Raw genomic sequence first — 25,491 nt, 5'->3', positions numbered from 1 at the left:
CTGTTGCGCACGCGGGTGAACGTCATTGCGCCGGGTGTCGGAGATCCGGTACTCGTCGGGGGTTGTCCTGTCGCGCCGAAGGAGCCGCCGCGTGCACCCCGACCTGCTGCGCAACTACCTCACCCGGCACCGCCTCGGACGTCGTGGCGTGTTCAAGCTCGCCGGTGCGGCCGGTGCGGCGGGCCTCGTGGGCACCGGCACCGGCACGGCGACCGCGACGGCTCAGCCCGAGGGCGGCCTGGACGACACGCCGTTCGACTACGCCGACCCGGCGAACCTGGCCGACTGGGCGCCCAGCCGGTACGGGCCCGACGACCAGCGCGGCGCGTTCAACGAGGTGACGCCGGTCAAGACCGCCGCCGCGCTCGGCCTGCTGCGCCGCCACCGCGAGGTGACCACGTACAACCTGGGCGAGCTGATGTGGAACGGCTTCCCGGCGTTCCGCACCGACCCGCGCCGCACCTACGAGCAGCGGCTCACCATCTGGGGCTACCCGCCGCCGCCGGGGTTCGCCGAGCAGGGCGGCATCCTGGTCGCGCTGGAACCGCTGGGCGCCAACCAGGTGAGCGTGCACGAGGAGCGGTTCGAGGCGGAGGTCTCGCCCCGGCACCCCGAACCGCTCGCCGCGACCTACCAGATCGGCAGCCAGCTGGACAACCTCAACCACATCGGCGCGGCCGACCTGTTCTACAACGGCCTGCGCGGGCCGGACATCGCCCGCGCCCACGGCACCGTCCGGCTCGGTGCCGAGCACATGGGTCCGCTGGTGACCCGGGGCGTGCTGCTGGACGTGCTGGGCGTGAAGCTCGCCCGCGACCGCGTCGAGGACCTGGCCGAGCCCGCGAGCAACGGACAGCCGTTGCTGCGCGAGAACTACCGCATCACCGTCGAGGACATCCGGGACGCCATGGCGTTCGGCGGCGTCGACCGGATCGAACCCGGTGACGTCGTGCTGTTCCGCACCGGCTGGAACCAGCTGCTGGCCCGCCGCGACCCGGCCGACATCGCCCGCTGGGAGGGCGCCCGCGGGCTGCCCGGCATCTACCTGCGCGAAGCCCGGTGGCTGGCGCGGTTCCGTCCCGCGATCGTGGGCAGCGACACGTGGGCGCTGGAGGTGCTGGGCAACCCGGTCAACGACGACGGCACGGCGTTCCCCGTGCACCAGGAACTGCTGATGCGGCACGGCATCCGCATCGGCGAGTCCTACGTGGTCGACCGGCTCGCCGCCGACCGCGTGCACGAGTTCGTGTTCATCGTGACCCCGCAGTACGCCGAGGGCGCCACCGCGGGCAACACCCCACCGGCCGCGCTCGGCCACCCTCGACGGTGAGAGGACTGTCGCGAAACGACAGCTACCGATTGACTTTCGATAGGTAACACGCGAGACTCGATGCATGGTCACAACGCATCGAGCGGTCGCGGCGCTCCGGGTGTTCCTCGTGCTGATGTTCGGCGTCCTCGTCCTGTTCCAGGTCATGTCGCTGCCGGGGCAGTTCCGGCACATGGCCCAGGAGTCGCCGGACATGGCGTACCTGCGGTGGCCGCTGACCGCCGTGACGGTGTTCTGGGTGCTGTGCGTGCAGGTGGTGATCGTCTGCATCTGGAAGCTGCTCACCCTGGTCAAGAAGGACCGCATCTTCAGCGAGGCGTCCCTGAGGTGGGTGGACGCGATCGTGTGGGCCATCGGCGCGGGGTGGGTGGTGTTCCTGGTCGTGTTCCTCTTCGTCGGCTTCAACGCGGACGACCCCGGTGTGCCACTGGTGATGTTCCTGATGGCGATCGGCATCACCGTCGTCGGCCTGCTGATGGTGGTGATGCGCGCGTTGCTGCGCCAGGCCACCACGCTGCGCTCCGACATGGAATCGGTGATCTGATGTCGATCATCGTGCGGATCGACGTCGAGCTGGCCAAGCGCAAGATGAGCGTCGGCGAGTTCGCCGAACGGGTGGGGCTCACACCGTCGAACGTGGCGGTGCTGAAGAACGGCCGCGCCAAGGCCGTGCGGTTCAGCACGCTGGAGGCCATGTGCCGGGTGCTGGGGTGCCAGCCGGGCGACTTGCTCGAATGGGTGGACGACGACCAGGACGGCACGGTCGTCACCTCGTCCAACGGCGACGGCGAGGTCGACCTGTGATCGAGGTGCGCGGGCTGACCAGGAGGTACGGTGACGTCCTGGCGGTCGACGAGCTGAGCTTCACCGTCGAGCCGGGCAAGGTCACCGGGTTCCTCGGGCCGAACGGCGCGGGCAAGTCCACCACGATGCGGGTGGTGCTCGGCCTCGACCGGGCCACCTCCGGCACGGCACTGGTCAACGGGCGGCCGTACGCGTCGTTCGGTGAACCGCTGCGCGAGGTCGGCGCGCTGCTCGACCCCGGCGCGGCGCACCCCGGCCGCACCGGGCGCGCCCACCTGCGCGTCGCCGCCCGGGCCAACGGCATCCCCCGCCGCCGGGTGGACGAGGTGATCGAGCGGGTCGGCCTCGGCCGCGCGGCCCGTCGGCGGATCAAGGGCTACTCGCTCGGCATGCGGCAACGGCTGGGCATCGCGACGGCGCTGATCGGCGACCCCGGCGTGCTGATGTTCGACGAGCCGATCAACGGGCTCGACCTCGACGGCGTCCGGTGGATCCGCGGCCTGCTGCGCCAACTCGCCGACGAGGGCCGCACCGTGCTGATCTCCAGCCACCTGCTCGGCGAGATGGAGCAGATCGCGGACCGGCTCGTCGTCATCGGCCGCGGCAGGCTGATCGCGGACGCGACGACCGAGCAGATCGTGAGCGGTCTCGGGCAGGTCCAGGTGCGCGTCCGCAGCCCGCGGCCCGACGTGCTGCGAGAACGGCTCCGCGAGCGCGGGTTCGAGGTGGACCGCGTCGACCACCACGAGCTGCGGGTCGAGGGGAGCACGGCCGAGGAGGTCGGTGGGCTGGCCCACGCCCTCGACGTGCCGCTGCACCACCTTTCCGAGGTGCGCCAGTCGTTGGAGGACGCCTACGTGGAGCTGACCACCGGCAGCGTCGAGTACCAGGGCCGCGAGCCCCTGCTCACGGCGGAGGAGGCGCGATGACGGCGGTGACCCGGGACGTCCCGGTCGCCCGCGTGTTCGCCCGCGCGTGCGCGGCCGAGTGGACGCGGCTGTGGACGGTGAAGGCGACGTGGTGGTTCCTGGCCGCCGCGACCGTGACGATGGTGGGCATCGCGACCATCGCGGGCTTGGAGGCGGCCGCCGACCCCGATCCGCCAAGCGGTGGGTCGGCTTGGGCGGCAGCGGCCGTGACCGGGCTGCCGGGCCAGTTCGCGCTCTTGGCGCTCGCGCTCACCGCCGTGACGTCCGACTACGCGACCGGCGGCATCGTGCCCAGCCTGCAGTGGACGCCGCGGCGCGGTGTGCTGTTCCTGTCCCGGACGGCCGTGGTGGTGGCCGTGGCCACGGCGCTCGGCGTCCTGCTGGCGTCGGCCGCCACGGTGGCGTCGTTCGTCACGGCACAGCCGCTGCTGACCATGGCGGGCGGTTCGGACGTGCTGCCGGACGTGGCGTTCGTCTTCGCCGCCGGGTCGGCGTTCGCGCTCGGCCTTGGCTTCCTGCTGCGCAACACCGCGGCCACGTTGGTCACCGTGTTCCTGCTGATGCTCGTCCTGCCGCTGATGCTGCCGAACTTCGGCCACGAGTGGCTGTCCTGGGTGGCCGATCGCCTGCCCGGCTCCGGCGCGGCGTTCCTGCTGATCGGCGAGGTGCCGGGGATGACGCCGACATCGTCGGTGGTCACGATGCTCTGCTGGGCTGCGGCCACCCTGCTGCTGGGCTGGCTGCGCCTGTCCCGCGACGACGCCAACCGCTGACCGCGCGACCCGGTGCCCGCGACAACCGCGGGCACCGGGTCCGGTCGTTTCGCATTGGTCCGATTATTGTCCGTGACCGGCTCGGGGATGGATTTGTGACCGGTCGATTTCCACGGGTGACCGGGCGGCCGTTGGCCGTACGGCGTGAGGATGGTGGTCACCCACTGGCCGCCGGTTCTTGACCTGTTGTCAACCTGGGAAACCAAGCATTCGAAGCGGCGTCGGGGCGGTAAGAAGAACACCGGCCTGGCGAGCACCGGCGCGTCGACCGGCCTGCCGCTGTTCCTGGGCGGCCTGCTGGTGCTGACCGGTGTGCGAGCCCGGCGGGCGGAGAAGGACGCGCTGGTCGACGAGTGCCTGACCAAGGCGGGCCTGTGGCCGGAGGTGCGCGACCGGCTCAAGCAACGCGGTGGCGCGCTGTCCGGCGGCCAGCAGCAGCGGCTGTGCATCGCGCGGTCGTTGGCGGTGCGGCCGGACGTGCTGCTGATGGACGAGCCGTGCTCGGCGCTGGACCCGACGTCGACCCGGCGGATCGAGCAGACCATCGCCGAACTCGCGCACGAGGTGACGATCGTGATCGTCACGCACAACGTGCAGCAGGCGGCACGGGTGTCGCAGCAGTGCGCGTTCTTCCTGGCCGAACAGGGCACGCCGGGCGTGATCGTGGAGGCCGGACCCACCAAGACGATCTTCGAATCCCCGTCGGACACCCGCACGTCGGACTACGTCCACGGCCGGTTCGGCTGACGTCCGCCGGCGCGGCTCGACCCGCACCGGGCCGCCACCCGGCGCTGTTACGATTCGCCGCCCCAGACACTCGCGGTCATCGGAAAGGTGACATCTGCATGCACAGCAACAAGCCCAAGGCGGACTTACTGCGCGACCTCCACGCGGACGGGGTGCTGGTCCTCCCCAACGCCTGGGACGCGGGCAGCGCCGCCCTGATCGCGCGCGCCGGAGCGAAGGCGGTCGCCACCACCAGCGGTGGTGTGTCGTGGGCGCTGGGCCGCCCCGACGGGCAGAACCTGTCCCGCGACGAGATGGTCGAGCAGGTGCGCCTGATCGCCGCCGCCGTGGACGTGCCCGTCACCGCCGACGTCGAGGGCGGCTACGGCCACGCGCCCGAGGACGTCGCGGCGACCGTCGAGGCCGTGATCGGCGCGGGCGCGGTCGGCGTGAACATCGAGGACTCCAAGGGTTTCGGCGTGCCGCTGTTCACCGCCGAGGAGCAGGCCGCCCGGTTGCGGGCGGCACGGGAGGCGGCGGAGCGCGCCGGGCTGCCCGAGCTGGTGGTCAACATCCGCACCGACGTGTTCCTGTTCCAGGTCGGCGAGCCCGAGGGTCGGCTGGACGACGTGCTGGCCCGTGCCGCGGTCTACGCCGAAGCGGGTGCGGACGTGCTGTTCGTGCCCGGCCTGGTCGACCTCGACGTGCTGAAGGCGCTGGTCGCGGCCTCGCCGCTGCCGGTCAACGTGATGGCGGGCCCCGGCGCGCCGACCGTGGCCGAGTTCGAGGCGGTCGGCGTCCGGCGGGTCAGCCTCGGCACCGCGGTCACCCAGGCCGCGTACTCGGTCGCGCACCGCGCCGCCGAGGAGGCCCTGACCAAGGGCACGTACACCGAGCTGGACGGCGCGCTGGACTTCGGCGCCGTCAACGGTGTGTTCACCCGCTAGCGGTTCGCGCCGGCCCCGATTGATCGCCAGGTCAGATCAACCCTGTCGGACAACGTCCGGCTCCGGTGGACTGGACCTCGGCCGGGGCGCCCACGACGGCGCCCCGGCCGACGACGACACGTAATCGGATGGCGACGGACGGGGAAATCGCAGTGACCACGAAGGAAGCGGGTGCGGCGGGCGGCGTTCTCGCGAGCGTCCGCGCGACGCCACGGCCGGTCCGCTACCTGCTCGGTGGCGTGCTCGTCAACCAGCTCGGCGCGTTCGCGCAGACGTTCCTGGTGCTGTACCTGACGGCGCGCCAGTTCTCCATCGGGCAGGCCGGTATCGCGCTCACCTGCTACAGCGCGGGCGCGGTGCTCGGCACGCTGCTCGGCGGCGAGCTGACCCACCGGCTCGGGCCGCGCGCCACGATCGTCAGCGCCATGACGGCGTCGGCGGCGGTGCTGGCGATCATGCCGGTGCTGAGCACTCCGGGGCTGTTCGGCGTGCTGCTGGTCGCCATCGGCGCGGCGGGCCTGGCCACCCAGTGCTACCGGCCCGCGGCGGCCGTGCTGCTCAGCGAGCTGATGCCGGCCGAGCACCGGGTGATGGCGTTCTCCATGATGCGCATCGCGCTCAACGGCGGCGCCGCCCTCGCGCCGCTCATCGCGGCGGGCCTGATCCTGCTCGACTGGGACCTGCTGTTCTACTTCGACGCCGTGTCGGCGCTGGCGTACGCGGTGGTGGCGCGGCTGACCCTGCCCGCCACGGCCGCGCCGCGCGACGACGAGGACGAGGCCGAGTCGGGTGAGCAGAAGCGGTCGGCGTACGCGGTGATGCTGCGCGACGGCCGGTACCTGGCGTTCCTCGCGTCGGTGCTGCTCGGCACGCTCATCTACGTGCAGTACGTGGTGGCGTTGCCGCTGAAGATCACCAGCGAGGGGCACCCGGCGGCGCTGTACAGCATCGTGCTCACCACGGCGTCGATCATCCTGGTCGTGTCCGAGCTGAAGATCACCTCGTACGTGAAGAACTGGGTGCCGTGGGCGGCGGGCGCGGTCGGCACGGCGGTGATGGGCCTGGGCGCGGCCGGGTACGGGCTCGGCTCGCACGCGGTGGTGATCGTGGTCAGCACGGCGGTGTTCGTGCTCGGCGTGATGATCAGCGGGCCGACGATGTTCGCGCACCCGGCGAGGTTCCCCGCCGCGGTGCGCGGCCGGTACGTCGGCACGCACCAGGCCACGTTCGGCCTCGGTTCGGCGCTGGGTCCCACGCTCGGCGTGCTGGCCTGGGGCGCGTTCGGCAACGGCGTGTGGCTGCTGTGCGGGGTGCTCGGGCTGATCGGCGGCTGGTTCGCCCTGGTGGGCATGAGGGAGGGCAAGACCTCGGTGTGACCGAAACGGTGTAATGGAATCGGTGTGCACCGACCCGCATCGGGGAGTACGGCCCGGCAGGCGACGCCTGTCGGGCCGTCCGTCGTTCGGGAGCCTTTTTCCGGGCTTTTCCGGGTCACCGATAATAGGGCTGCAACTCGCCGCGCACGCGTCGCAACGTTGGGTTACAAAATGCTCGCCCGCCGAACGTTACGGTTCCTCGCTTTGCAGTCATATTCAATCTCTATGGTCCTCCGATCGGCGGTAGCGGGAGGTCGGCCCCTTATTCATGCTTGGCGCGCCACCTGGAGAGAAAGGGATCCGCTGGGGATGGGTAGACCGGAAAAACCTGTCGACGCCTCGTCCGGAGCGGTCGCGACTTTCGCGAGCGAGTTGAGACGGCTGCGCGCTCGGGCGGGCAACCCCACGTACCGGGACATGGGTCGGGCGGCCTTGTACTCCTCGTCGGTGCTGTCCAGCGCGGCCAGCGGCCACCGCATGCCGACGTTGCAGGTGACGCTGGCGTTCGTGGCCGCGTGCGGCGGCGACCGCGAGCAGTGGCGACGTCGGTGGCTGGAGGTGTCCAGCGGGCTGGACCCCGAAGCCGCAGGCACGTCGGTGCGCCCCGAACCGGTGACCGCGTGGTCGTGCGTGCCGCGACCGGCGCAGCTGCCGATGAGACCGCGCCGCTTCGTCGGCCGGGCCGACGAACTGCGCCTGCTCGCCGCCGACCCGGCCACCCCCGTGGTGATCAGCGGACCGGCGGGTGTCGGCAAGACCGAGCTGGCGCTGCACCACGCCCACCGGCTGGCCGTCGACGCGGTGGACGGCGGGCTCTACATCGACTTCGGCCCGCTGGAGCCGGGGGAGCGGGGCGCGCGGACCGTGCTGGAGGGGTTCCTGCGCGCGTTGGGCGTGCCCGTCGAGAACCTGCCCGACACCGTCGACCAGCAGGCGGGCTTATACCGATCCCTGATCGCCGAACGCAGGCTCGTCGTGCTGCTCGACAACGTCCGCGACGAGCGGCAGGTCCGCCCGCTGCTGGTGGAGAGCCCGCACAGCACCACGATCATCGTCGGCCGGTCGGCGCTGCTCGGCCTGCGCGGCGTGCGCAGGTTGCGGTTGGCCGTGCCGCCGAGGGGAGAAGCGATCGCGATGCTCGCGGGCGGCGTGCCGGACCCGGTCGCGGCCGAGCCCGAGGTGTGCGACCGGCTCGCCCGGTTGTGCGGCGACCTGCCGCTGGCGCTGGACATCGCCGCGCGCAAGCTCGCGGCCAGGCCGGACGTGCCGGTGAGCCTGGTGCTCGCGCGGCTGACCGAGCCAGGTGCGTTGCTGGACTGGCTGCGCGTCGGCGACCTGTCGGTGCGCGACTCCTACCAGTCCACCTACCTGGGCCTCGGTGAAGCGGCCAAGGCGCTGTTGCACCAGGTGGCGCACCAGCCGGCGGCCGAGCCGGTGCTGCTCGGTGCTTTCATCGACGACGAACCGGTGTACGAGTTGGCGGACGCGGGGATGTTGCGCGGTGCGGGCAGGCCTGGTGCGTACCGGCTCGACCCGCTGGCCCGTGCGTTCGTGCTCGACCTGCGTGCGACCGGTCACGCGGTGCGCCGGTCCACCCGTCAGGAATTGATTGTCACGGCCGGACGGCACTACCGATCAACTGTCCAGTCGGCTTGACTGTGGTCGTGGCGGGCGTCAGCGGGTAATTCGCCGGGGAGTCCGCCGGGAGTTCGCCGGGGAGTTCGCGGGAATAGCCGTCAAAGCCGGGTCGCGTGCGCGGGGGCGCGGGGGGCGGCTGTTGGGTCAGGTCCGGCTCGATTTGACATGGGGCCCTTACGGGCACTCCAGGCAGGCCAAAGCCGGCAGGCCCGGCGGGGAAGAGCGTTCCGCCAGGCCTGCCGGCTTCGACCAGCCTAAAGCACCCGAACCCATGTCAAATCGAGCCTCGGTGGGTGCGCTGCGGGTCCGATGTGGCGCGGTAGGGCTGGCGCGGCACGAGAAGTCCTGCTGGCCTCGGAGGGCCGATCACGTTGGATGATCGTTCAGGAGTGAGGACCATGGCGGTGGCCGAGACGGGGGAGGAGATCCTCGCCCGTGCCCAGGAGTTGGCACCGAGGCTGCGCGAGCGGTCCGAGGAGATCGAGCGGCTGCGTCGCCTGCCTGAGGACGTCGTGGCGATGATGCGTGACGCGGGTGTGTTCCGGATGGGTTTCGGCCGTGATCGGGGTGGCCCCGAGATGACCTCGGAACAGCAGACCAGGGTGGTCGAGGCGCTGGCGCACGGTGACGCGTCCGCCGGGTGGTGCGCCATGATCGGCATGAGCCCGCGGCGCCAGTGGGACGTGCTGTCGGCCGGCGGCACCATGGAGGACCTCACGCCGCACGAGCGGGCCGCGCTGCCGCTGTCCCGGCTGCACGCGTTCCGCACCGCCCGGTCCATCGTGACCCGGCTGTACGACCTGGTGCAGACCGCGTCGATCTACCGGCCGTCACCGCTGGACCGGTGGCTGCGCGACACCACGACCATGTGCCGGCACGTCGTCGCCCAGGATCGGATCCTGCAGACCGCCGGTGCGTACCTGCTCGGCGGCGCGCCCGCTTTCCCGCTCGCGCTCGGCATCACCCGATGAGCACGACCAACCTTGGAGAGGACACCATGACCGCGCGACCGGTGATCATCGTCGGCTTCCTGGCGCCGCTGCCCACCCGCCCCGAGTTCGAGGACGCCTCGATGGTGCTCGTGGACGAGCCGGACGTCATCCGCAACCGGGACGTGGCCGGGAAGATGGCGGGCGCGCCCATGCTGCGCGAACTCGTGCCGTGGGAGTACCAGGTGGTGGGCGCGGCGGACGAGTTCTACAACACCTACCCCGACCTCGACCCGGCCTACGTGGTGCCGCTGGTCGAGTACGCCACGCCGTTCGCGGCCCGGCTCGCCGAGCGCTACGGGCTGCCCGGGGCGACCAGCGGAGCGGCGCAGTTGTTGCGGGACAAGGAGTTGCTGCGCCGCGTCACCCGGGCCGCGGGTATCGACAACCCCGTGTCGACGGCCGTGGACACGCCGGACGACGTGCGCGCGTTCATGGCCGCCCACCCCGGTCCGGTCGTGCTCAAGCCCGCGAACCGGCAGGCGTCGCTGGGCACGAAGGTGCTGCACGACGTGGCCGAGGTCGACCAGGCGTGGCAGGAGTGCCTGGCCGGTCAGGACGAGGGCATTCTCGTGCCCGAGCGGGAGATCCCGCTGCGGATGCTGGTCGAGACCTTCGTCAGCGGCGCGGAGTACAGCGTCGAGATGCTGGTCCGCGACGGCGTGCCGCTGTTCACCAACGTCACCGGCAAGACCCTGTTCCCCGGTCCGCGCCCCATCGAGCTGGGCCACCTGGTGCCCGCCGACCTGCCCGAGGACACGTCCGCGTTGCTCGCCGAACGCACCGAGGCGGTGTTGCGGGCGGTCGGCTTCGGCACCGGGATCGTGCACTGCGAGTGGATCCTCGCCGACGGCACGCCTTACCTGGTCGAGTGCGCGGGCCGGTTCCCCGGTGACGGCATCACGTGGCTGATCGACGAGGCCTACGGGTTCCCGCTGGCCGAGCGCTACTACACGATCATGCGCGGCGAGGAGCCGCCCGCGCTGCCCGACAAGGCCGAACGCGCGGCGGCCGTGCGGTTCCTGCGGGCCGAGCCGGGCGAGGTCGTGGCGGTCGAGGGCCTGGAGGAGGTCAAGGCCATGTCCGGCGTGCTCGCCGCGTCGGTGTCGGCGGCACCCGGCGAGGCGGTGCGGGAACTGCGCAGCTCGTGGGACCGGGCCGGGTCGGTGACGGTCGTGGCGGACACCCCGGCCGAGGCGGCGGCGCTCGCGGAGAAGGCGGCCGACGCGATCAAGGTGGAGGTGCGCGCGGCAGAATGAGCGGCATGCCAACCCCAGTCGCCGTGCACACGGTGATCGACAGCCCGATCGGTGAGATCACGCTGGTCGCGCGAGACGGCGTGCTCGCGGGCCTGTACATGGCCGAACACCGCTACCGACCGGCGCTGTCGACCTTCGGCGAGCGCGACGCGGCGCCGTTCGGCGAAGTGGTCCTCCAGCTGGAGGAGTACTTCGCGGGCAAGCGGACGGAGTTCGACCTGCCGCTGTCGATGGCGGGCACCCCGTTCCAGCGGACCGTGTGGGACGCGCTGAAGGAGATCCCGCACGGCGAGACGGTGTCGTACGGCGAGCTGGCGGTCCGGATCGGCCGGCCCACCGCGTCCCGCGCGGTCGGGCTGGCCAACGGGAAGAACCCGATCAGCATCATCGTGCCGTGCCACCGGGTCGTCGGCTCGACCGGCAGCCTCACCGGGTACGGCGGCGGGATCGAGCGCAAGCGGATGCTGCTGGGCTTCGAACGCGGCGACCTGCTCTGGTGAGCGTTCCACCGCGGTCCGACTACTATCCGCGCGTGGAAATCTCGATCGCGGTTCCCCATGACGAGCAGCGCCTGCGTCGCTCGCTGAAGTTCGTGCTGAGCCGCAACGTCAAGAGGTTGCGCGTCCTCGGCCTGGTCATGGCGGCCCTCGGCGCGGCGCTGATGCTCGTGACCGGACCCACGATCACGACGGTCGTCCTGGTCGTGCTGGGCCTGGTCTACGCCATCGCGATGGAGCCGTTCCTGCTGTGGCAGAGCATGCGCGGGCTGAACCCGGCCACCCGGCAGGACTACTTGCTGACCGTGGACGAGGCCGGCTTCACGATGAAGGCGGACGTGTACGAGCAGCGGTTGGCGTGGTCGACGATCCAACGGGTCGACGAAGAGCCCGACGCGTGGTTCCTCATGATCACCAAGGCTCAGGCCCTCGGCGTCTACAAGGATCTGATGACCGAGGAGCAGCGGTCGCAGTTCGCCGCCATCCTCGCCCAGCGCCAACCCGCCTGACGCCGACCGGCTCAGCCCTGCTCTACGGGTGGGCAGCGGGACGGCGCGGCGGCAAGGGTGCCGCCGCGCCGGTTCGCCGGGAGGGTCAGCCCGCGGCGCAGGAGACGGAGGGCCAGGTCCAGTTGCCGCTGGCCTGGATGGTCACGCCCCAGTTGTTGCCGTTGCCGTTCGGTCGTGCGGTCAGGGTTTGGGCGTTCGGGTAGCTCGCGCTGACGTTCCAGGTGGCCAGCACCTTCGCGGGCGACGGGACGTTCATCGTCACGGTCCAGTTGGACGAGCCGCTGACCGAGACGTTGAGGTTGTAGCGGTCGCTCCACCGGTCACCCGCGGACAGGGTGGCGGTGCAGCCGCCGGTGCCCGGGTTGGGCGGGTTGCCCGTGGAGGTGCCGCCGACGGTGATGTTGGAGCTGCCGCTGCTCTGGTAGCCCTCGGTCGCCATGATCATGTAGTAGTGGCTGCCCAGGTTCATTCCCTGGCGGGCCCACGCGTCGAAGTGGTTGCCGGACGTGATGCTGCCGCCGGTCTTCTTCGACTGCCGGACGCTCCAGTACTGGTCGAAGGTCCGCGTGCCGTCGATGGACGGCGCATTGTGCCGGGTGGTCTTGTAGATGTCGTAAGTGCCGCCGTCACTGGTGACCGTGCCCTTGTACTCACCGGTCGGCCGGTAAGTACCCCAGTTGTCGACGATGTAGTACTCGACCAGCGGGTTGCGGGTCCAGCCGTAAAGGGTCAGATAGGCGTTGCCGGACGGGTTGAAGCTGCCCGAGTAGTTCACCGTCCGGCGCCCGCCGGTGGCCCAGCCCTTGCCCGCGACGAAGTTGCCGGTGTTGCGCCACGACGTGCTGTAATTGCCGCCGGACCCGAGCTCCATGGAGACGGTGCCCTGGCTGTCGGTCCAGAACGAGTAGAAGTACCCGTTGTTGGTGCCCTCTTGATTGGTGGTCACGGCCGCGTGCGCGTTCGACGCCACGATCGCCATGAGCAGGAAAGTGATCGCCGTCAACGGGAGCAATCTCCCGGCTCTGCTCTTGCCGGACATCGGCGAAATCCTTTCAGCAGCGTTGCTGATCGACGGGAAATAGCATCAAGTCGACCGTCGGAACCTGTCAACAGGTTGCGAAACTTTCCGGTCGAATACGCCGAACGGATTGACCCGAAATGATCCGTTCACGCACCCGTCGGAGGTCAGCTCGCGGAGCAGGTGAGCATCGGCGTGCCGGGCGACCCGGTTCCGAGGAACCCGAACGTGGCGCTGGCGCCCGCGCCGACCGAGCCGTTGTGCGCGGCGTTGCGGGCGGTGACCGTGGAGCCCTGGCTGGTCACGGTCGCGTTCCACGCCTGGGTGACCGTCTCACCGTTGGCGTAGGTCCACGACACGGTCCAGTTGCTGATCGCCGACGTGCCGGCGGTGACGCGGACCTCGCCCTGGAACCCGCCCTGCCACTGGTTGACCACCGTGTACGTCGCCGAACACCGCGCACCGCCAGGTTGCGTCGTCGTAGTGGTGGTTGTGGTCGTCGTTGTCGTGGTGGAGGTCGAGGTGGATGTCGGGGTGGTCGAACCACCCCAGCCGGAGGCGGAGTCGAGCCACGTGATGCGGCGCTGCATCCAGTCCCGCATCGCCTGCACCTGGCCCTGCCACGTGGGCGCGGTCGGGGTGCGGAAGAAGCCGACCGTGGCCGAGCTGAGGTTCGGCCAGCGCTGGAAGTTGCGCTGCGCGCCGTTGGTCAGCGGCCGGGACAGCGCGTCGATCCGACCGGCCAGCGCGGAATCGGAGAGCAGCCCGCGCCGCAACGACTGCCAGCGCGACTTGGTCTGGTTGACGAACGCCGGGTCGCGCAGCAGCTGGGTGTACCAGTCGTTGGCCAACGGCTGCCGGGTCTGCAGGTGCTGCCAGCCGGAGACCTGGTCGTTCTGGAAGAACCCGCCCACGCCGAACGTGAGGTCGAAGTCCCACAGCGGTCCCGCGAAGATCTTGCTGTCGCGGTCCTTGTAGAAGTGGGCGCTGCGGATGTAGGCGTCCATGCCGCGGCTCAGCTCGTTGAGGATCATGTGGTCGATGAACGACGGCACGTCGATGTACTTCTGGTACCCGGTGGTCGGGTCGGCGAAGTCCGGTGCGCGCAGCACGTCGTGGAACTGCTGGACGTGACCGCGCAACCAGTCGCGCTGCTGCGTGTTCAACGGGTCGGGGTCGGCCACCTCAAGGTAGTTCCAGCAGGTGTTCGTCGGCCCGGTGCACGGCAGCGTCGGCTCCTCGGCGGCCATCCACTCGAACTTGAAGATGTACCCGCCCTGGATCGTCGGCAGGGTCGTGTCGTCCTCGTCCAGGCCCTTGAGGTCGAGCCGGTTCTTCGAGTTCTTGATCGTCTCGACCATCATGTAGACGCCCATGTAGTCGGCCGCGCCGACCGCGCTCGCGTCGGTGTTGAGGTAGAACTCGACGAACTCGTAGCGCGGCGCCTTGAGCCCCATCTCCCGGCCGAGGTCGTAGATGAACGCCTCGCGGATCAGGGCCTTGTCGGTGAACGGGCCGCGCAGCACCCAGTCGGAGTCGGCGGGCATGCCGAGCACCGGGTAGTCGGCGTCGTCGCCCGCGTTGTCCCAGAACTCCAGGCGGTACGGCGTCTTCTCGAACGAGGCCGACGACTGGCCGCGCAGCCTGAACCCGGCACGGGTGGCGACCGCGGGTGCGGCGGCCAGCGACGTCGTGCCGCCCGCCTGCGGTTCGAAGATCATGGTGGCGCCGTCGAAGTACTCCCGCTGCGGCTTGCCCGCGCCGTAGGAGTCGATCGCCACCACCGGCAGGTCGTGCGCCGTCAACGACGCCTCGCGCGCCACGTACATGGCGGTGCCGGGACGACCGGAGGCGGCGTTGTCCACGAACGCCTGCGCGCGCAGCTGGGTGGTGCGGGTGAGCTGCACCGGTGAGCCCTGGTAGAGGGTCGATTGCGCGCCGGGCAACTGCCCGTTGGTGGTGTAGCGGATCTGGGCGCCGGCGATCGTGGTGCTCAGCGACACCGACACCTGGCCCTGGAACGTGCCGCTGGGCACGGAGAACGTGATGTCGCCGACCAGGTCCTCGGCCGCCGCCGCGGCTGCGATGGCATCGGCCGCGGCCGTGCCGCCGGTGGGCGTTCCGCCGGGCGAGGAGGGTTCGGCGCCGGCCGACAACGGGATGAGCAGTCCGGTGAGGAGCACGGCGGAGACGGCGAGCACCTGGGACCGGTGGGTTGCTGCCGCGGCGCCGTTGCTGCGGAGGGTCAAACGCACGATGCCTCCTGTTCGGGTCGGTGGGACGGGGTGGTCGGTACCGGGCCCACCGACGACGTGGTGCCGCGGAAGTGACGGCGCAACGTCCGCCGCCAGGGTGCGTCGGGCAGGTCCAGGCGGAGCGCGGCCAAACCCGTGGCGTACTTGGAGATCCGGGCCGGCCGCACCCCCCGTTGCCACAGCACGCGGTCGACCGGCGAGGCGGCCGACGCGGTCTTGGTCTCGATCACGGCCAGGCCGGACAGCCGCAGCGTGGCGTCGTCGTGCCGCCAGGACAGGGCGGTGTCGATGGTGACCCGGCTCGCGGATTCCGAGAGCAGCAACGTGGTCCGCTGGTATCCGGTGACCAGGACGGGGTCGAAGGAGCCGTCGGTGTCGGGCGCGATCGACTCGCGGGCCAGCGCTTCGTCGACGAACCGGCGTCCCGGGCGGACGGTGTCGCGGTCACCCGGGTGGTACGGCAGCCGGTGCTTGGTGATGCTGCCCCGAGCGCCGCTGATCTTGACCTCCAGCCAGCACTCGCCCGAGTCGACGTAGGTGCGGGTGCGCACCTTGAACCGGCGACGCCTGCGGTAGGCCGCGGAGTGGTAGCTGACCAGCCGCGGGGTGTCGAAGTAGACCGACTCGTAGCGGAACGTCCGCTCGCCGTCGATGTCCAGCACCCGCGCGTGCGGCGCGAGCTGCTCCAGCAGGAGCGGCAGCGCCTCGGCCGGTACCAGGTACTTGCGGTCCACCCTGGTCTGCAGCGCGGCCCGGTCGACCAGTTCCGCCAGCCCGACCGGTGCCATCCGGGCCAGGGCGGGCACCTGCACCGTCGTCGCGGTCATCGGCGCGCCCCCGAGTGCGCGGGCGCGGTGGGCGCGGCGGTCAGGGCGCGTTCGGTCAACGCGTACCGCACGTCGACCACCGTGGTCTCGTTGACCAGGTCGAGCCGCTGCACGGTGACCGCGTGGACCCTGGCGTTCAGCAGCCGTTCCAGGTGCGCGACGAGCGCGACGTGGTCGGTGACGGCCGAGTCGAGCACCAGCACCTGGTGCCGGTAGTGCCGGAACAGCTTCCTGTTGTCGCCCAGGAACATCACCACGACGATGAGCCCCATCAGGCCGCCGTTGAGCCACAGCGAGGACGTGCTCAACGCGCCGAGCAGGCCCAGTGCGAGGGCGGAGAAGTAGTACGCGACCTCGTGCTGGTCCAGTTCCGTCGAGCGCAGGCGGATGATCGACAGCACGCCGAACAGCGCCATGCCGAGCCCGATGCCGGCGCCGGTGTTGCTGGTGCTCAACGCGCTCGCGACGGCGAGCACGCCGACGTTGACCCCCAAGTAGGCGACGACCAGGTCGCGGCGGCGGTGTCGCGGGAAGTAGAGCCCGAACACGAGCAGCACCACCGCGCAGATGTCTATCGCGAACAGGACGAGTTGTGACATCTCGTTCGTTCCTCCTACAGCCGCAGGCCGAGATCGGCTGGGCACCGCCCGCTTCTTGGCGGGGGTCTGCAGGACGGTCGCCGAAACTTTCGAATATTCGGATAAACTTTCGGGAACTGGTTCGAAACGATAGGGGGCACTCGGGTGTCGCGTCAATGAACTGGCGGTGTACCAGCGCGTGTCAAAAGGTGGACACTTCGCTGGTAAGAGCCATTCGGCGGTATGCTTTGCCGCCTTCTGGCCGGACGTAGCATCCCTACGGGCCGTAATCTACCCACGTCACGGCGTACCGAAAGTTTCGGATTGATCTTCTTCGGTGGAGCTACGGCGTCACGACGGCCAGTGGCTGAGCAGGACGTGGAGGGCGTCCAGGGTCTTGGTCCAGGAGGCGTCGGTGTCTCGGGGGTGGTGGCTGAAGCCGCCTGCCGCTTCGAGCGTGGTGAAGCCGTGGAACGTGCTGTGCAGCAGGCGCACGGCGTCGGTCTCGGCCGGCTCGGACAGGTGGTAGCCGCGCAGGATCGCCCTGGTGAGCTCCGAGTGCCGGTCCGCCCGACTCGCGGCGGCGATCTCCGGCGTCAGGTCGACCCGCAGCGCGGCGTACCGGCCGGGGTGCTCCCGGGCGTAGTCGCGGTAGGCGTTGGCGAAGGCGACCAGCGCTTCCTTGCCCGCGCGCCCGGCCAAGGCGGAGGCGGCGCGGTCCGCGAGTTCGGCCAACGCCAGGACGGCCACCCGTTCCCGCAAGTCCTGGGCGTTCCTCAGGTGCGAGTACAGGCTCGCGTCCTTGACCCCGAACCGCCGCGCGAGCGCCGACACGGTCACGTTGTCGAAGCCGACCTCGTCGGCCAACTCGGCCGCCGCCCGGACCAGGCGTTCGGCGGTCAGTCCCACACGTGCCATGTCGCCATCCCTCCAACCTAGAGGCTCTAGGCTAGCACTTAATAGTTTGTCGCTCACGCCTAGCTGACGTAGCTTGGCCTTCGTGGAACCCGTAACCGAGCGCGAGATCTGCCTGACCACGCAGCCGGGCGACGGCATCTCCCTGATGACCGCGCGCAAGGCGGGACGCGGCGGTCAGCAGGGCAACTCCGTGGGCATCTACCTCTGCGCCGACCTGGCCTGCTCGCTCTACCTGCGCGGCAAGAAGGACGCCGGTCCCGGCTCGCGGCTGCACGAATCGCTCACCCTGGAGGAGAAGACCGAGCGGACCACGGCGAAGCTCGGCGCGTTCATCGCCCGAGTGCTGGAGCGCTAGTCAGAACGACCCGAACGACGGCACGCATGACGCCGACCCGCCCAGGGGACAGGTCGGCGTGGTGGTCGGCCAGTCCCGCGAGGAGGGCGGGGTGCGGTGGTGGCGGACCGGGCGGTGTGCGGTTGTGCGTGTCGGGTGATGGGCTGGCGAGGGGGCTGGGTGAGGTGGTTGCGGCACCGTCGGTGTGTCGGTCGTCCGTTGTGGATATTCCCGCCCGCGGTGAGAGTTCGCCCGCAGGAAAAGGTGAGGTGACCTCGCCGCCTCCGGAGGTAGGGTTGAAGGGCTGGGGGCGCTGTCGCCTCTTTGGCGCGCCAATCTTTTCCTCTGGGGGATCCACGCATGACTTCCGCAGGTGTGTCCGACGCCGTCACGTCGCCGCCCGCGCTCACCCGCGCCGACCGCGCCGTGATCGGCGTGCTGCTCGTGGCCACGTTCGTGGTCATCCTGAACGAGACCATCATGGGCGTCGCACTGCCCGTGCTGCTGACGGAGCTCAACGTGACCGCGGCCGTGGGTCAGTGGCTCACGGCGGGCTTCCTGCTGACCATGTCGGTGGTCATCCCGATCACCGGCTACCTCATCCAACGGGTGTCCACGCGCGTGCTCTACGGCGTGGCGATGGGCCTGTTCAGCGCGGGGACCCTGATCGCCGCGCTGGCACCGGGCTTCCCGGTGCTCCTCGCCGCACGCGTGGTGCAGGCCAGCGGCACGGCGATCATGCTGCCGCTGCTGATGACGACCGTGATGACGCTCGTGCCGCCGGCCCGCCGCGGCGCGGTGATGGGCAACATCTCCATCGTCATCTCCGTCGCGCCCGCCATCGGGCCGACGGTCTCGGGTGTGCTGCTGGACCTGTTCAGCTGGCGCGCGATGTTCTGGGTCGTGCTGCCGATCTCGCTCACCACGCTCGTGCTCGGCCTGCGCTGGGTGACGCGCATCGGCGAGGCGAGCAGCGCACCGATCGACGTGCTGTCGGTGGTGCTGTCGGTGTTCGGTTTCGGTGGCCTGGTCTACGGCCTGTCGAGCATCGGGCACAGCGGCGGCGGGTCGTCCGCCACGCTGTGGGCGTCGCTCGCGGTCGGTGTGGTCGGCATCGTGGCGTTCGTGCTGAGGCAGATCCAGCTGCAGCGCCACGAACGCGCCCTGCTGGACCTGCGCACGTTCGCCTTCCGCGCGTTCACCCTGGCCAGCGCCCTGATGATGGTGATGATGGGCCTGCTGCTCGGCGTGGTGACGATCCTGCCGATCTACATGCAGAACGTCCTCGCGCTCGACCCGCTGGCCACCGGCCTGCTCCTGCTGCCCGGTGGCCTGCTGATGGGTCTGCTGTCGCCGTTCGTCGGCCGCCTCTACGACCGGGTGGGACCGCGCATCCTGCTCATCGTCGGCACCATCGCCACCAGCGGCTCGCTGTGGTTCGCCACGACGTTCGACGCGACCACGCCCGCCGTGCTGGTGCTGGCGTTCCACCTCGTGCTGAGCCTGGGCCTGGCGTTCTCGTTCACGCCGCTGTTCTCGTCGGGCCTGGGTGCCCTGCCCGCGCGGCTGTACTCCCACGGCAGCGCGATCTTCAGCACGACCCAGCAGCTCGCCGCCGCGGCGGGCGTGGCGTTGCTGGTCAGCGTGATGAGCGCGCGGGCCGCCGAGCTGGCCGGCGCCGGTGAGGCGACCGTCGGTGCCGAGATGGGCGGCATGCACGCGGCGATCCTGCTGGCGGCGATCCTGTCGCTGGCGGCCGTGGCCGGTTCGTTCATGGTCAAGCCGGGCAAGGCGGAGTCACCGCACTAGCTCGAGCTTCAACCTGTTCGGCGGGCGCGGGAGCGACGGTGAATCGTCCCCGCGCCCGCCGTCTATTTGTTCATAATCGTGAATCCGCATTCGGCTCATTGCCTCGTCCCGGCGGTGTGCGTTAGCGTGCCCGAGATCGCTCCCGAACCTGTTTTCGCAGTTCAGAAGCGTGAACTCCGGCCGCCGCCGCGTCACACAAAGGGAGAAACAATGAGGTTGACCCCCCTTGTCGCCGCCGCCGCGGTGGCCGTCGCCTTGGGATTGCCGGGAGCCGCGGCCGCCGCCGCGACCACGCACCACGAAGCGGAAACCGCACCCGCGGTGTGCCAGGGCGCCGTCGAGTCGAACTGGTCCGGCTACTCCGGCACCGGGTTCTGCAACGCCACCAACGCCGTCGGCGCCCACGCGCAGTTCACCGTCACCGCGCCGACCGCGGGCGCAGCCACGGTCCTGGTCCGGTTCGCCAACGGCACCACGTCCGCCCGGCCCGCGAACCTCGTCCTCAACGGCTCCACCGCGCAGTCGGTCTCGTTCGAGGCGACCGGCGCGTGGTCGACGTGGACCTCGAAGAGCCTGTCCGTCACGGTGCCGGCGGGCACCAGCACGATCCGGCTCAGCCCCACCACCTCGGCGGGCCTGCCGAACGTCGACTACCCGGACTTCACCCAGGACGGCACGCCGCCGCCCGCCGACGCGCTGTACGTGGCGCCCGACGGCGACGACGGCAACCCCGGCACCCTGGCCGCGCCGCTGCGCACGATCCAGCGCGGCGTCGACCTGGCCCAACCCGGCTACACGATCTACCTGCGTGGCGGCACGTACGCGCCCTCGACCAACGTCCAGCTGCTCAAGAACGGCACCGCGAGCCAGCCGATCACGCTGCGCAACCACGGCACCGAGCGCGTGGTGATCGACGGCGAGAACATGCCGCACACGCCGGGCGCGGTCGGTTCCAGCATCCCGCGCGCCGAACGCGGCGCCGTGCACATCGAGGGCGACCACTGGCGGCTGATCGGGCTGGAGATCATCCACGGCCCGTACGGCGTGTTCGGCCTGGACGTCAACAACACCGTGTTCGACCGGCTGGTCACCCGGGACAACTACGAGTCCGGCCTGCACCTGCAAGGCGCGTCGAGCAACAACCAGATCATCAACCTGGACGCCTACGGCAACCGCGACCCGCGCAAGAACGGCGAGAGCGCCGACGGCCTGGCCATCAAGGAGGGCTCCGGCAGCGGCAACGTCGTGCGCGGCGCGCGGCTGTGGCACAACTCCGACGACGGCCTGGACTACTGGATGTTCTCCTCGCCGATCCTGCTGGAGAACAGCCTGGCCTGGGGCAACGGCTTCAACCGCTGGAACCTGCCCGACTTCACCGGTGACGGCAACGGGTTCAAGCTCGGCGGCAACGGCGTCGCCGCGAACCACACCGTGCGCAACACGATGACGTGGGACAACGCGGCCGGCGGTTTCGTGGACAACAACAACCCCGGCCAACACCGGATCGAGCGCAGCACCGCGTGGGACAACCCGAAGACCGGGTTCCAGTTCGACCGCTCCGACAGCACGTTGACCAAGAACCTGGCGGCGGGCAACGGCACGAACGTCTCGCTCGGCTCGAACTCCAGCGGCAGCGGCAACTCCTGGGACCTCGGCGGCTCGTGGTCGTTCGTGAGCACGAACCCGAGCACGATCACCGGGCCGCGCAACACCGACGGCTCCATCCCGTCCTCCACCTTCCTGCGCCCGAGCAACGGCGCGGACGTGGGCGCGCGTTTCTAGAAACCTGCGGATCCACGGCGGGGTCGGGCTGATCGCCCGGCCCCGCCGCTTTGTGCCCAGCCGAAGACCTCGACGGACTCCCTCCTATGTGCCTATAGTGCTAGGTAGCTAGTTAAATGGAGGAAGCCGTGATCGAGTTCCACCTGGACGGCAAGTCGGGCCTGTCGCCCTACCAGCAGCTGGTCCGGCAGGTGCGGCACGCGCTGCGGCTCGGCCTGCTGCGCGAAGGCGACCAGCTGCCGAAGGTGAAGGACGTGGTCGCCGACCTGGCGATCAACCCCAACACGGTGCTCAAGGCCTACCGCGAACTCGAGCACGACGGCCTGGTCGCGGCCCGGCCCGGCGTGGGCACGTTCGTGACGGGCACGCTGTCGGGCACCTCGCTCGCGGCGCTCGCGCCGCTGCGCCAGGACCTGCGGCGCTGGTTGGCCAAGGCCCGCCGCGCCGGGCTGGACGAGGAGAGCGTCGAGGCGTTGTTCCTCACCACGTTTCGCTCCGCGTCCCGAGAGGACATAGCGTGACCGTGCTGCGCGCCCGTGACCTGGGCCGGAAGTACCGGCGGCGCTGGGCGTTGACCGGCTGCGACCTCGACCTCCCGGCCGGGCACGTGACCGGGCTGGTCGGCCCGAACGGCGCGGGCAAGTCCACGCTGCTCGGCCTCGCGGCGGGCATGGTCGAGCCGTCCAGCGGCACGATCGAGGTGTGCGGCGACGTGCCGGGCAGCGGCCCGGCCCAGTTGGCGAAGGTCGGCTTCGTCGCCCAGCACACGCCCGTCTACGCGAACCTGACCGTCGCCGAGCACCTGCGCCTGGGCGCCCACCTCAACCCAGGCTGGGACGACGGCCTGGCCCGCGACCGGATCGCCCGGATCGGGCTGGACCCGGCCCTGCCCGCGGGCAAGCTGTCCGGCGGCCAGCGTGCGCAGCTCGCGCTCACGCTCGGCATCGCGAAACGCCCCGAACTGCTGCTGCTGGACGAGCCGGTCGCCTCGCTCGACCCGGTGGCACGGCGGGAGTTCCTGCGGGACCTGATGGAGTCCGTGGCCGAGCACGGGCTCAGCGTGGTGATGTCCTCGCACCTGATCGGCGACCTGGAACGCGTCTGCGACCACCTCGTCGTGCTGGTGGACGCCCGGGTCCGGATCACCGGGGAGGTCGAGCACCTGCTGGCCACCCACCGCAGGCTGACCGGGCCGCGGCGGGACGTCGGCACCCTGCCCGCGGACCAGCACGTCGTCTCGGTGAGCCACACCGACCGCCAGACCAGCGTCCTGGTGCGCACCGAGGCACCGGTCCTCGACCCCGCCTGGGACGTCGGCGAGGTCGACCTGGAAGACCTCCTGCTGGCCTACATGAGCAACCCCGGCACCGGCCGCCCGCCGCTGGAGGTCGTGCGATGACGTGGTTGACGTGGCGGCAGCTCCGGTTCCCGCTGGTCTCGGTGTACGCGGCCCTCGCGGTGGTCACCGCGCTCCTCGCCGGCACCCGCCTCGTCGGCGGGGGTGACCCCGGCGACGGTGAGTTCTGGTACTCCGCCGGCCTGTTCGCGGTGAACGGGCTGCCGGTGCTCCTCGGCGTGTTCTGGGGCGTGCCGATGATCACCCGGGAACTGGAGGCGGGCACGCACAACCTGGTGTGGAACCAGAGCGTCACCCGCACCCGGTGGCTCGCGGTCAAGCTCGGCATCGGCGTGCCCGCCGCCGCGCTCACGGCGGGACTGCTGAGCCTGGTCGTCACCTGGTGGGCCGACCCCATCGACACCTCGCCCGTGCCGGAGCGCGTGCGCAACTTCGGGCGGCTCATGACGCCGGTGGTGTTCGCCGCACGGGGGATCGCGCCCGTCGGCTACGCCGCGTTCGCGTTCGTCCTGGGGATCGCGGTCGCGATCCTGTTGCGCCGCACCGTGACCGCGATGGCCGTGACCCTGGTGGTGTACGTCGCCGTGCAGCTCGCGGTCCCGCTCGCGGTGCGCCCCCACGTCCTGCCGCCGGTCGGCGACACGGTCGCGATCACCGCGGCGAACATCGCCGGCATCCAGGCGGAGGAGGGCAGCGGTGGTGACGTGCCCGAGGCGCTGACCGTGCGCGGACCGGCGGGCGCGTGGGTGTTGACCAACGAGACCGTGGACGCGAACGGCGCCGTGGTCCGCCCACTGCCCGCCGTGGTGGGCGGCTGCCTGCCGCCGCCGGTGGAGAACGCCCACGACGTGGACCTCGCGCAGATCCGCGCGTGCTTCGCGCGGTTGTCCGACCACGGCTACCGGCAGCACCTGACCTACCAGCCGGCGAGCCGGTTCTGGCCGTTGCAGTGGGTGGAACTGGCGTTGTTCGGCGTCCTGTCGGCGCTGGTGACCTGGTTCTGCTTCGTCCGGCTCCGCCGGCTGTCCTGACACCACCCGGAAAGGGATCATCATGCGCGCCATCACGTTCGTCATGGCCTCGGCACTCCTGCTCTCCGTGACACCCGCCTCGGCCACGCCCGACTCGACGCCGTACCTGCCCGCGCCGACCGGCCGCCACCCGGTCGGCGTCACGTCGCTGCACCTGGTCGACGCGTCCCGGCCGGATCCGTGGGTGCCCGCGGTGAACCGGGAGCTGATGGTCTCGCTCTTCTACCCGGCGGCGTCGGCGCGCGGGCCGAAGAAGCAGTACCTCACGCCCGCCGAGTCGGCCGCGGTGCTCGAAGAAGGCGGCATCACCACCGTGCCGCCCGACACGTTGAGCACCGTGCGGACCAACGCCGTCGTGGACGCGCGGCCGGTCGGTCGGCGGCACGGCCTGCCGCTGGTCGTGCTGTCACCGGGCTACAAACGGCCCCGCGCCACGCTCACCACGCTGGCGGAGGACCTGGCGAGCCACGGTTACGTCGTCGCGGTGGTGGGCCACACCTACGAGAACGTCGCCACCGCGTTCCCGGACGGGCGGTTCGCACCCTGCGTCTCCTGCGAGGTCGTCCACGATCCGGCGTTCTGGCAGAAGCTGGGCGAAGGCCGGGCGGCGGACGTGTCGTTCGTGCTGGACCAGCTGACCGGCCCGCTGCGCGACCACCGCGGCGCGAACCTGGTCGACGCCGCGCGGATCGCCATGGGCGGCCACTCCGTCGGCGGGGCGAGCAGCCTCGGCGCCGCGCGGGCCGACGCCCGCATCCGCGCCGCGATCGACGTGGACGGCGTCCTCTCCACGCCCGTCCCGCCGGAGGGGATGTCGCAGCCCGTCATGCTCCTGGGTCGGCAGGACAACTTCGCGCCCGGTGCTCCCAGCGTCAAGAGCTGGGCGGACGCCTGGCCGTTGCTGACGGGGTGGAAGCGCTGGCTGGTGGTGGCGGGCATGTCGCACCCGTCGTTCACCGACATCGGGGTGCTGGTGCCGCAGCTCGGCATCCAACCGGGTGCGGAGGTGCCCGGTGAGCGCGGCGCGGCGATCACCCGCACGTACGTGCGGGCGTTCTTCGACCTGCACCTGCGCGGCGTGCCGCAGCCGCTGCTGGACCGGCCGTCGGCGAGCTACCCGGAGGTCTCGGTGGTCGAGCCGTCGAGCTGACCCACGAGCACCCGCAGCGCCGAGTGGACGTGCTCCTCGGCGCGGCGGGTGACCTCGGCGGCGTCACCGGCGTCGAGCAGCCGCACGATCTCGCGGTGCTCGTCCACGACCACGGCGCGGTAGTCGTGGTGGCCGAGCCGGATCCGGGTGAGCTGGAACAGGTGCACCTGGGACCGCACCGCGTGCCAGGCCTCCAGCAGCCGCCGGTTGCCGGTGGCCCGGTAGATCGTGTCGTGGAACTCCATGTCGAGGGCCAGCAGCTGGTCGCTCGGCGCGCCCTCGGCCAGCCGTGCCGCCATGGCGTCCACGAGCCGGTCGAGGGCGGCCAGGTCGACGCGGCCGATCGCGCTGCGCCCGGCGAGGCCTTCCAAGGCGGCCCGGACCGTGTACACCTCTTCGGCGTCCTGGACGGTCAGGTCGATGACCTTGGTGCCGCGGTGCCAGGCGCTGCGCACGAGCCCTTCCCGGGCCAGCACGGCGAGGCCTTCGCGCACCGAGCCGCGGCTGACGTCCAGCGATTCGGCCAGCTCCACCTCGCGCACCGGCGCGCCGGGCGGGAACACGCCCGCGAAGATCGCTTCCCGGATTCGGTCGGCGGCCTCGTCCGCCAGACCCCGCCGGTCGGCCCTGCGCAGCTGCATAATGTCGAATGTTG

At 70.8% G+C, this 25,491-nt stretch carries 25 protein-coding genes and 1 pseudogene; 20 read left to right on the top strand and 6 right to left on the bottom strand.

Annotated features, from left to right (window positions below; genetic code table 11):
• Positions 1-91: 91 nt before the first annotated feature.
• The 13 genes and pseudogenes from A6A25_RS17050 (at position 92) to A6A25_RS16990 (ending at position 11,777) form a co-directional block, all read left to right on the top strand.
• Positions 92-1,330: a cyclase family protein gene (locus A6A25_RS17050; RefSeq protein ID WP_073891149.1), complete on the top strand. Its 1,239-nt coding sequence runs from the start codon at positions 92-94 to the stop codon at positions 1,328-1,330.
• Between the two features lie 64 nt (positions 1,331-1,394).
• Positions 1,395-1,874, top strand: coding sequence for a DUF2975 domain-containing protein (locus A6A25_RS17045; RefSeq protein WP_073891146.1), 480 nt, complete (start codon positions 1,395-1,397; stop codon positions 1,872-1,874).
• A complete protein-coding gene (locus tag A6A25_RS17040; protein WP_073891143.1) occupies positions 1,874-2,134 on the top strand; it encodes a helix-turn-helix domain-containing protein in 261 nt (86 codons plus the stop codon). Before A6A25_RS17045 ends, A6A25_RS17040 begins: the two co-directional genes overlap by 1 nt.
• Positions 2,131-3,063, top strand: coding sequence for an ABC transporter ATP-binding protein (locus tag A6A25_RS17035; RefSeq protein ID WP_073891140.1), 933 nt, complete (start codon positions 2,131-2,133; stop codon positions 3,061-3,063). The genes A6A25_RS17040 and A6A25_RS17035 overlap by 4 nt, the downstream gene beginning before the upstream one ends.
• Positions 3,060-3,836, top strand: a complete 777-nt coding sequence (locus A6A25_RS17030; RefSeq protein WP_073891137.1) for a hypothetical protein — start codon at positions 3,060-3,062, stop codon at positions 3,834-3,836. The genes A6A25_RS17035 and A6A25_RS17030 overlap by 4 nt, the downstream gene beginning before the upstream one ends.
• Positions 3,837-4,133: 297 nt before the next feature.
• Positions 4,134-4,583: pseudogene (locus A6A25_RS17025) on the top strand (phosphate ABC transporter ATP-binding protein); the annotation flags it as partial.
• A gap of 98 nt (positions 4,584-4,681) precedes the next feature.
• Positions 4,682-5,509 carry an isocitrate lyase/PEP mutase family protein gene (locus A6A25_RS17020; protein ID WP_073891134.1) on the top strand — a complete coding sequence of 276 codons (828 nt, stop codon included), beginning with the start codon at positions 4,682-4,684 and terminating at the stop codon, positions 5,507-5,509.
• A 152-nt stretch (positions 5,510-5,661) separates the two neighbouring features.
• A complete protein-coding gene (locus A6A25_RS17015; RefSeq protein ID WP_158073750.1) occupies positions 5,662-6,885 on the top strand; it encodes an MFS transporter in 1,224 nt (407 codons plus the stop codon).
• A 417-nt stretch (positions 6,886-7,302) separates the two neighbouring features.
• Positions 7,303-8,541, top strand: a complete 1,239-nt coding sequence (locus tag A6A25_RS17010; protein ID WP_073891129.1) for an ATP-binding protein — start codon at positions 7,303-7,305, stop codon at positions 8,539-8,541.
• Between the two features lie 380 nt (positions 8,542-8,921).
• Positions 8,922-9,494, top strand: a complete 573-nt coding sequence (locus A6A25_RS17005; RefSeq protein WP_073891126.1) for an acyl-CoA dehydrogenase family protein — start codon at positions 8,922-8,924, stop codon at positions 9,492-9,494.
• A 26-nt stretch (positions 9,495-9,520) separates the two neighbouring features.
• Positions 9,521-10,771 carry an ATP-grasp domain-containing protein gene (locus A6A25_RS17000; RefSeq protein WP_073891123.1) on the top strand — a complete coding sequence of 417 codons (1,251 nt, stop codon included), beginning with the start codon at positions 9,521-9,523 and terminating at the stop codon, positions 10,769-10,771.
• Positions 10,768-11,271 carry a methylated-DNA--[protein]-cysteine S-methyltransferase gene (locus A6A25_RS16995; protein ID WP_073891120.1) on the top strand — a complete coding sequence of 168 codons (504 nt, stop codon included), beginning with the start codon at positions 10,768-10,770 and terminating at the stop codon, positions 11,269-11,271. The genes A6A25_RS17000 and A6A25_RS16995 overlap by 4 nt, the downstream gene beginning before the upstream one ends.
• A 32-nt stretch (positions 11,272-11,303) precedes the next feature.
• Positions 11,304-11,777, top strand: a complete 474-nt coding sequence (locus tag A6A25_RS16990) for a YcxB family protein (protein ID WP_143193213.1) — start codon at positions 11,304-11,306, stop codon at positions 11,775-11,777.
• An 85-nt stretch (positions 11,778-11,862) separates the two neighbouring features.
• On the opposite strand, the gene A6A25_RS46335 is transcribed toward A6A25_RS16990, so the two are convergent.
• The 5 genes from A6A25_RS46335 to A6A25_RS16965 all read right to left on the bottom strand — a co-directional run bounded on the left by A6A25_RS46335 (position 11,863) and on the right by A6A25_RS16965 (position 17,373).
• Positions 11,863-12,780, bottom strand: a complete 918-nt coding sequence (locus A6A25_RS46335) for a glycoside hydrolase family 11 protein (protein ID WP_274534320.1) — start codon at positions 12,778-12,780, stop codon at positions 11,863-11,865.
• Positions 12,781-12,962: 182 nt separating this feature from the next.
• Positions 12,963-15,050, bottom strand: coding sequence for a CotH kinase family protein (locus A6A25_RS16980; protein ID WP_073891112.1), 2,088 nt, complete (start codon positions 15,048-15,050; stop codon positions 12,963-12,965).
• On the bottom strand, positions 15,041-15,877 hold the full coding sequence (locus A6A25_RS16975; RefSeq protein WP_073891109.1) for a polyphosphate polymerase domain-containing protein: 837 nt from the start codon (positions 15,875-15,877) through the stop codon (positions 15,041-15,043). The genes A6A25_RS16980 and A6A25_RS16975 overlap by 10 nt, the downstream gene beginning before the upstream one ends.
• The gene (locus tag A6A25_RS16970) at positions 15,874-16,476 is read right to left on the bottom strand and encodes a DUF4956 domain-containing protein (protein WP_073891106.1); all 603 of its coding nucleotides are present in this window, start codon (positions 16,474-16,476) and stop codon (positions 15,874-15,876) included. The genes A6A25_RS16975 and A6A25_RS16970 overlap by 4 nt, the downstream gene beginning before the upstream one ends.
• 330 nt (positions 16,477-16,806) lie before the next feature.
• On the bottom strand, positions 16,807-17,373 hold the full coding sequence (locus A6A25_RS16965; RefSeq protein ID WP_073891103.1) for a TetR/AcrR family transcriptional regulator: 567 nt from the start codon (positions 17,371-17,373) through the stop codon (positions 16,807-16,809).
• 82 nt (positions 17,374-17,455) lie between these two features.
• Between A6A25_RS16965 and A6A25_RS16960 the strand changes: the two genes are divergently transcribed.
• From A6A25_RS16960 to A6A25_RS16930, 7 genes are all read left to right on the top strand, one after another.
• Entirely contained in the window at positions 17,456-17,728 is a 273-nt protein-coding gene (locus tag A6A25_RS16960; RefSeq protein ID WP_241828762.1) for an FBP domain-containing protein, read from the top strand.
• 339 nt (positions 17,729-18,067) lie between these two features.
• Positions 18,068-19,516, top strand: a complete 1,449-nt coding sequence (locus tag A6A25_RS16955; RefSeq protein ID WP_083668412.1) for a DHA2 family efflux MFS transporter permease subunit — start codon at positions 18,068-18,070, stop codon at positions 19,514-19,516.
• Positions 19,517-19,726: 210 nt separating this feature from the next.
• On the top strand, positions 19,727-21,298 hold the full coding sequence (locus tag A6A25_RS16950; protein ID WP_073891100.1) for a right-handed parallel beta-helix repeat-containing protein: 1,572 nt from the start codon (positions 19,727-19,729) through the stop codon (positions 21,296-21,298).
• Between the two features lie 128 nt (positions 21,299-21,426).
• Positions 21,427-21,819 carry a GntR family transcriptional regulator gene (locus A6A25_RS16945; protein WP_083668427.1) on the top strand — a complete coding sequence of 131 codons (393 nt, stop codon included), beginning with the start codon at positions 21,427-21,429 and terminating at the stop codon, positions 21,817-21,819.
• Positions 21,816-22,697: an ABC transporter ATP-binding protein gene (locus A6A25_RS16940; RefSeq protein ID WP_073891094.1), complete on the top strand. Its 882-nt coding sequence runs from the start codon at positions 21,816-21,818 to the stop codon at positions 22,695-22,697. Before A6A25_RS16945 ends, A6A25_RS16940 begins: the two co-directional genes overlap by 4 nt.
• Entirely contained in the window at positions 22,694-23,686 is a 993-nt protein-coding gene (locus A6A25_RS16935) for a transporter (RefSeq protein ID WP_073891091.1), read from the top strand. Before A6A25_RS16940 ends, A6A25_RS16935 begins: the two co-directional genes overlap by 4 nt.
• 22 nt (positions 23,687-23,708) lie before the next feature.
• The gene (locus A6A25_RS16930) at positions 23,709-24,836 is read left to right on the top strand and encodes an alpha/beta hydrolase family protein (RefSeq protein ID WP_073891088.1); all 1,128 of its coding nucleotides are present in this window, start codon (positions 23,709-23,711) and stop codon (positions 24,834-24,836) included.
• On the opposite strand, the gene A6A25_RS16925 is transcribed toward A6A25_RS16930, so the two are convergent.
• Entirely contained in the window at positions 24,800-25,477 is a 678-nt protein-coding gene (locus A6A25_RS16925) for a GntR family transcriptional regulator (RefSeq protein WP_198932737.1), read from the bottom strand. The two genes, A6A25_RS16930 and A6A25_RS16925, sit on opposite strands and share 37 nt — an antisense overlap.
• Positions 25,478-25,491 lie beyond the last annotated feature (14 nt).

The sequence above is a fragment of the Saccharothrix sp. CB00851 genome (genome assembly GCF_001905065.1).
Classification (GTDB): Bacteria; Actinomycetota; Actinomycetes; order Mycobacteriales; family Pseudonocardiaceae; genus Actinosynnema.
The sequence above is the reverse complement of the archived record's forward strand: the minus strand, read 5'-3'. Positions and strand labels throughout refer to the sequence as shown.

What these genes read in the sequence shown, in the direction of transcription:
- A6A25_RS16925 (WP_198932737.1), bottom strand. Translation starts at nt 25,477, where the DNA reads ATGCAGCTGCGCAGGGCCGACCGGCGGGGTCTGGCGGACGAGGCCGCC.
- A6A25_RS17030 (WP_073891137.1), top strand. Translation starts at nt 3,060, where the DNA reads ATGACGGCGGTGACCCGGGACGTCCCGGTCGCCCGCGTGTTCGCCCGC.
- A6A25_RS16935 (WP_073891091.1), top strand. Translation starts at nt 22,694, where the DNA reads ATGACGTGGTTGACGTGGCGGCAGCTCCGGTTCCCGCTGGTCTCGGTG.
- A6A25_RS17000 (WP_073891123.1), top strand. Translation starts at nt 9,521, where the DNA reads ATGACCGCGCGACCGGTGATCATCGTCGGCTTCCTGGCGCCGCTGCCC.
- A6A25_RS17020 (WP_073891134.1), top strand. Translation starts at nt 4,682, where the DNA reads ATGCACAGCAACAAGCCCAAGGCGGACTTACTGCGCGACCTCCACGCG.
- A6A25_RS16995 (WP_073891120.1), top strand. Translation starts at nt 10,768, where the DNA reads ATGAGCGGCATGCCAACCCCAGTCGCCGTGCACACGGTGATCGACAGC.
- A6A25_RS17040 (WP_073891143.1), top strand. Translation starts at nt 1,874, where the DNA reads ATGTCGATCATCGTGCGGATCGACGTCGAGCTGGCCAAGCGCAAGATG.
- A6A25_RS17045 (WP_073891146.1), top strand. Translation starts at nt 1,395, where the DNA reads ATGGTCACAACGCATCGAGCGGTCGCGGCGCTCCGGGTGTTCCTCGTG.
- A6A25_RS16950 (WP_073891100.1), top strand. Translation starts at nt 19,727, where the DNA reads ATGAGGTTGACCCCCCTTGTCGCCGCCGCCGCGGTGGCCGTCGCCTTG.
- A6A25_RS16975 (WP_073891109.1), bottom strand. Translation starts at nt 15,877, where the DNA reads ATGACCGCGACGACGGTGCAGGTGCCCGCCCTGGCCCGGATGGCACCG.
- A6A25_RS16955 (WP_083668412.1), top strand. Translation starts at nt 18,068, where the DNA reads ATGACTTCCGCAGGTGTGTCCGACGCCGTCACGTCGCCGCCCGCGCTC.
- A6A25_RS16965 (WP_073891103.1), bottom strand. Translation starts at nt 17,373, where the DNA reads ATGGCACGTGTGGGACTGACCGCCGAACGCCTGGTCCGGGCGGCGGCC.
- A6A25_RS17005 (WP_073891126.1), top strand. Translation starts at nt 8,922, where the DNA reads ATGGCGGTGGCCGAGACGGGGGAGGAGATCCTCGCCCGTGCCCAGGAG.
- A6A25_RS17010 (WP_073891129.1), top strand. Translation starts at nt 7,303, where the DNA reads ATGGGTCGGGCGGCCTTGTACTCCTCGTCGGTGCTGTCCAGCGCGGCC.
- A6A25_RS16930 (WP_073891088.1), top strand. Translation starts at nt 23,709, where the DNA reads ATGCGCGCCATCACGTTCGTCATGGCCTCGGCACTCCTGCTCTCCGTG.
- A6A25_RS16970 (WP_073891106.1), bottom strand. Translation starts at nt 16,476, where the DNA reads ATGTCACAACTCGTCCTGTTCGCGATAGACATCTGCGCGGTGGTGCTG.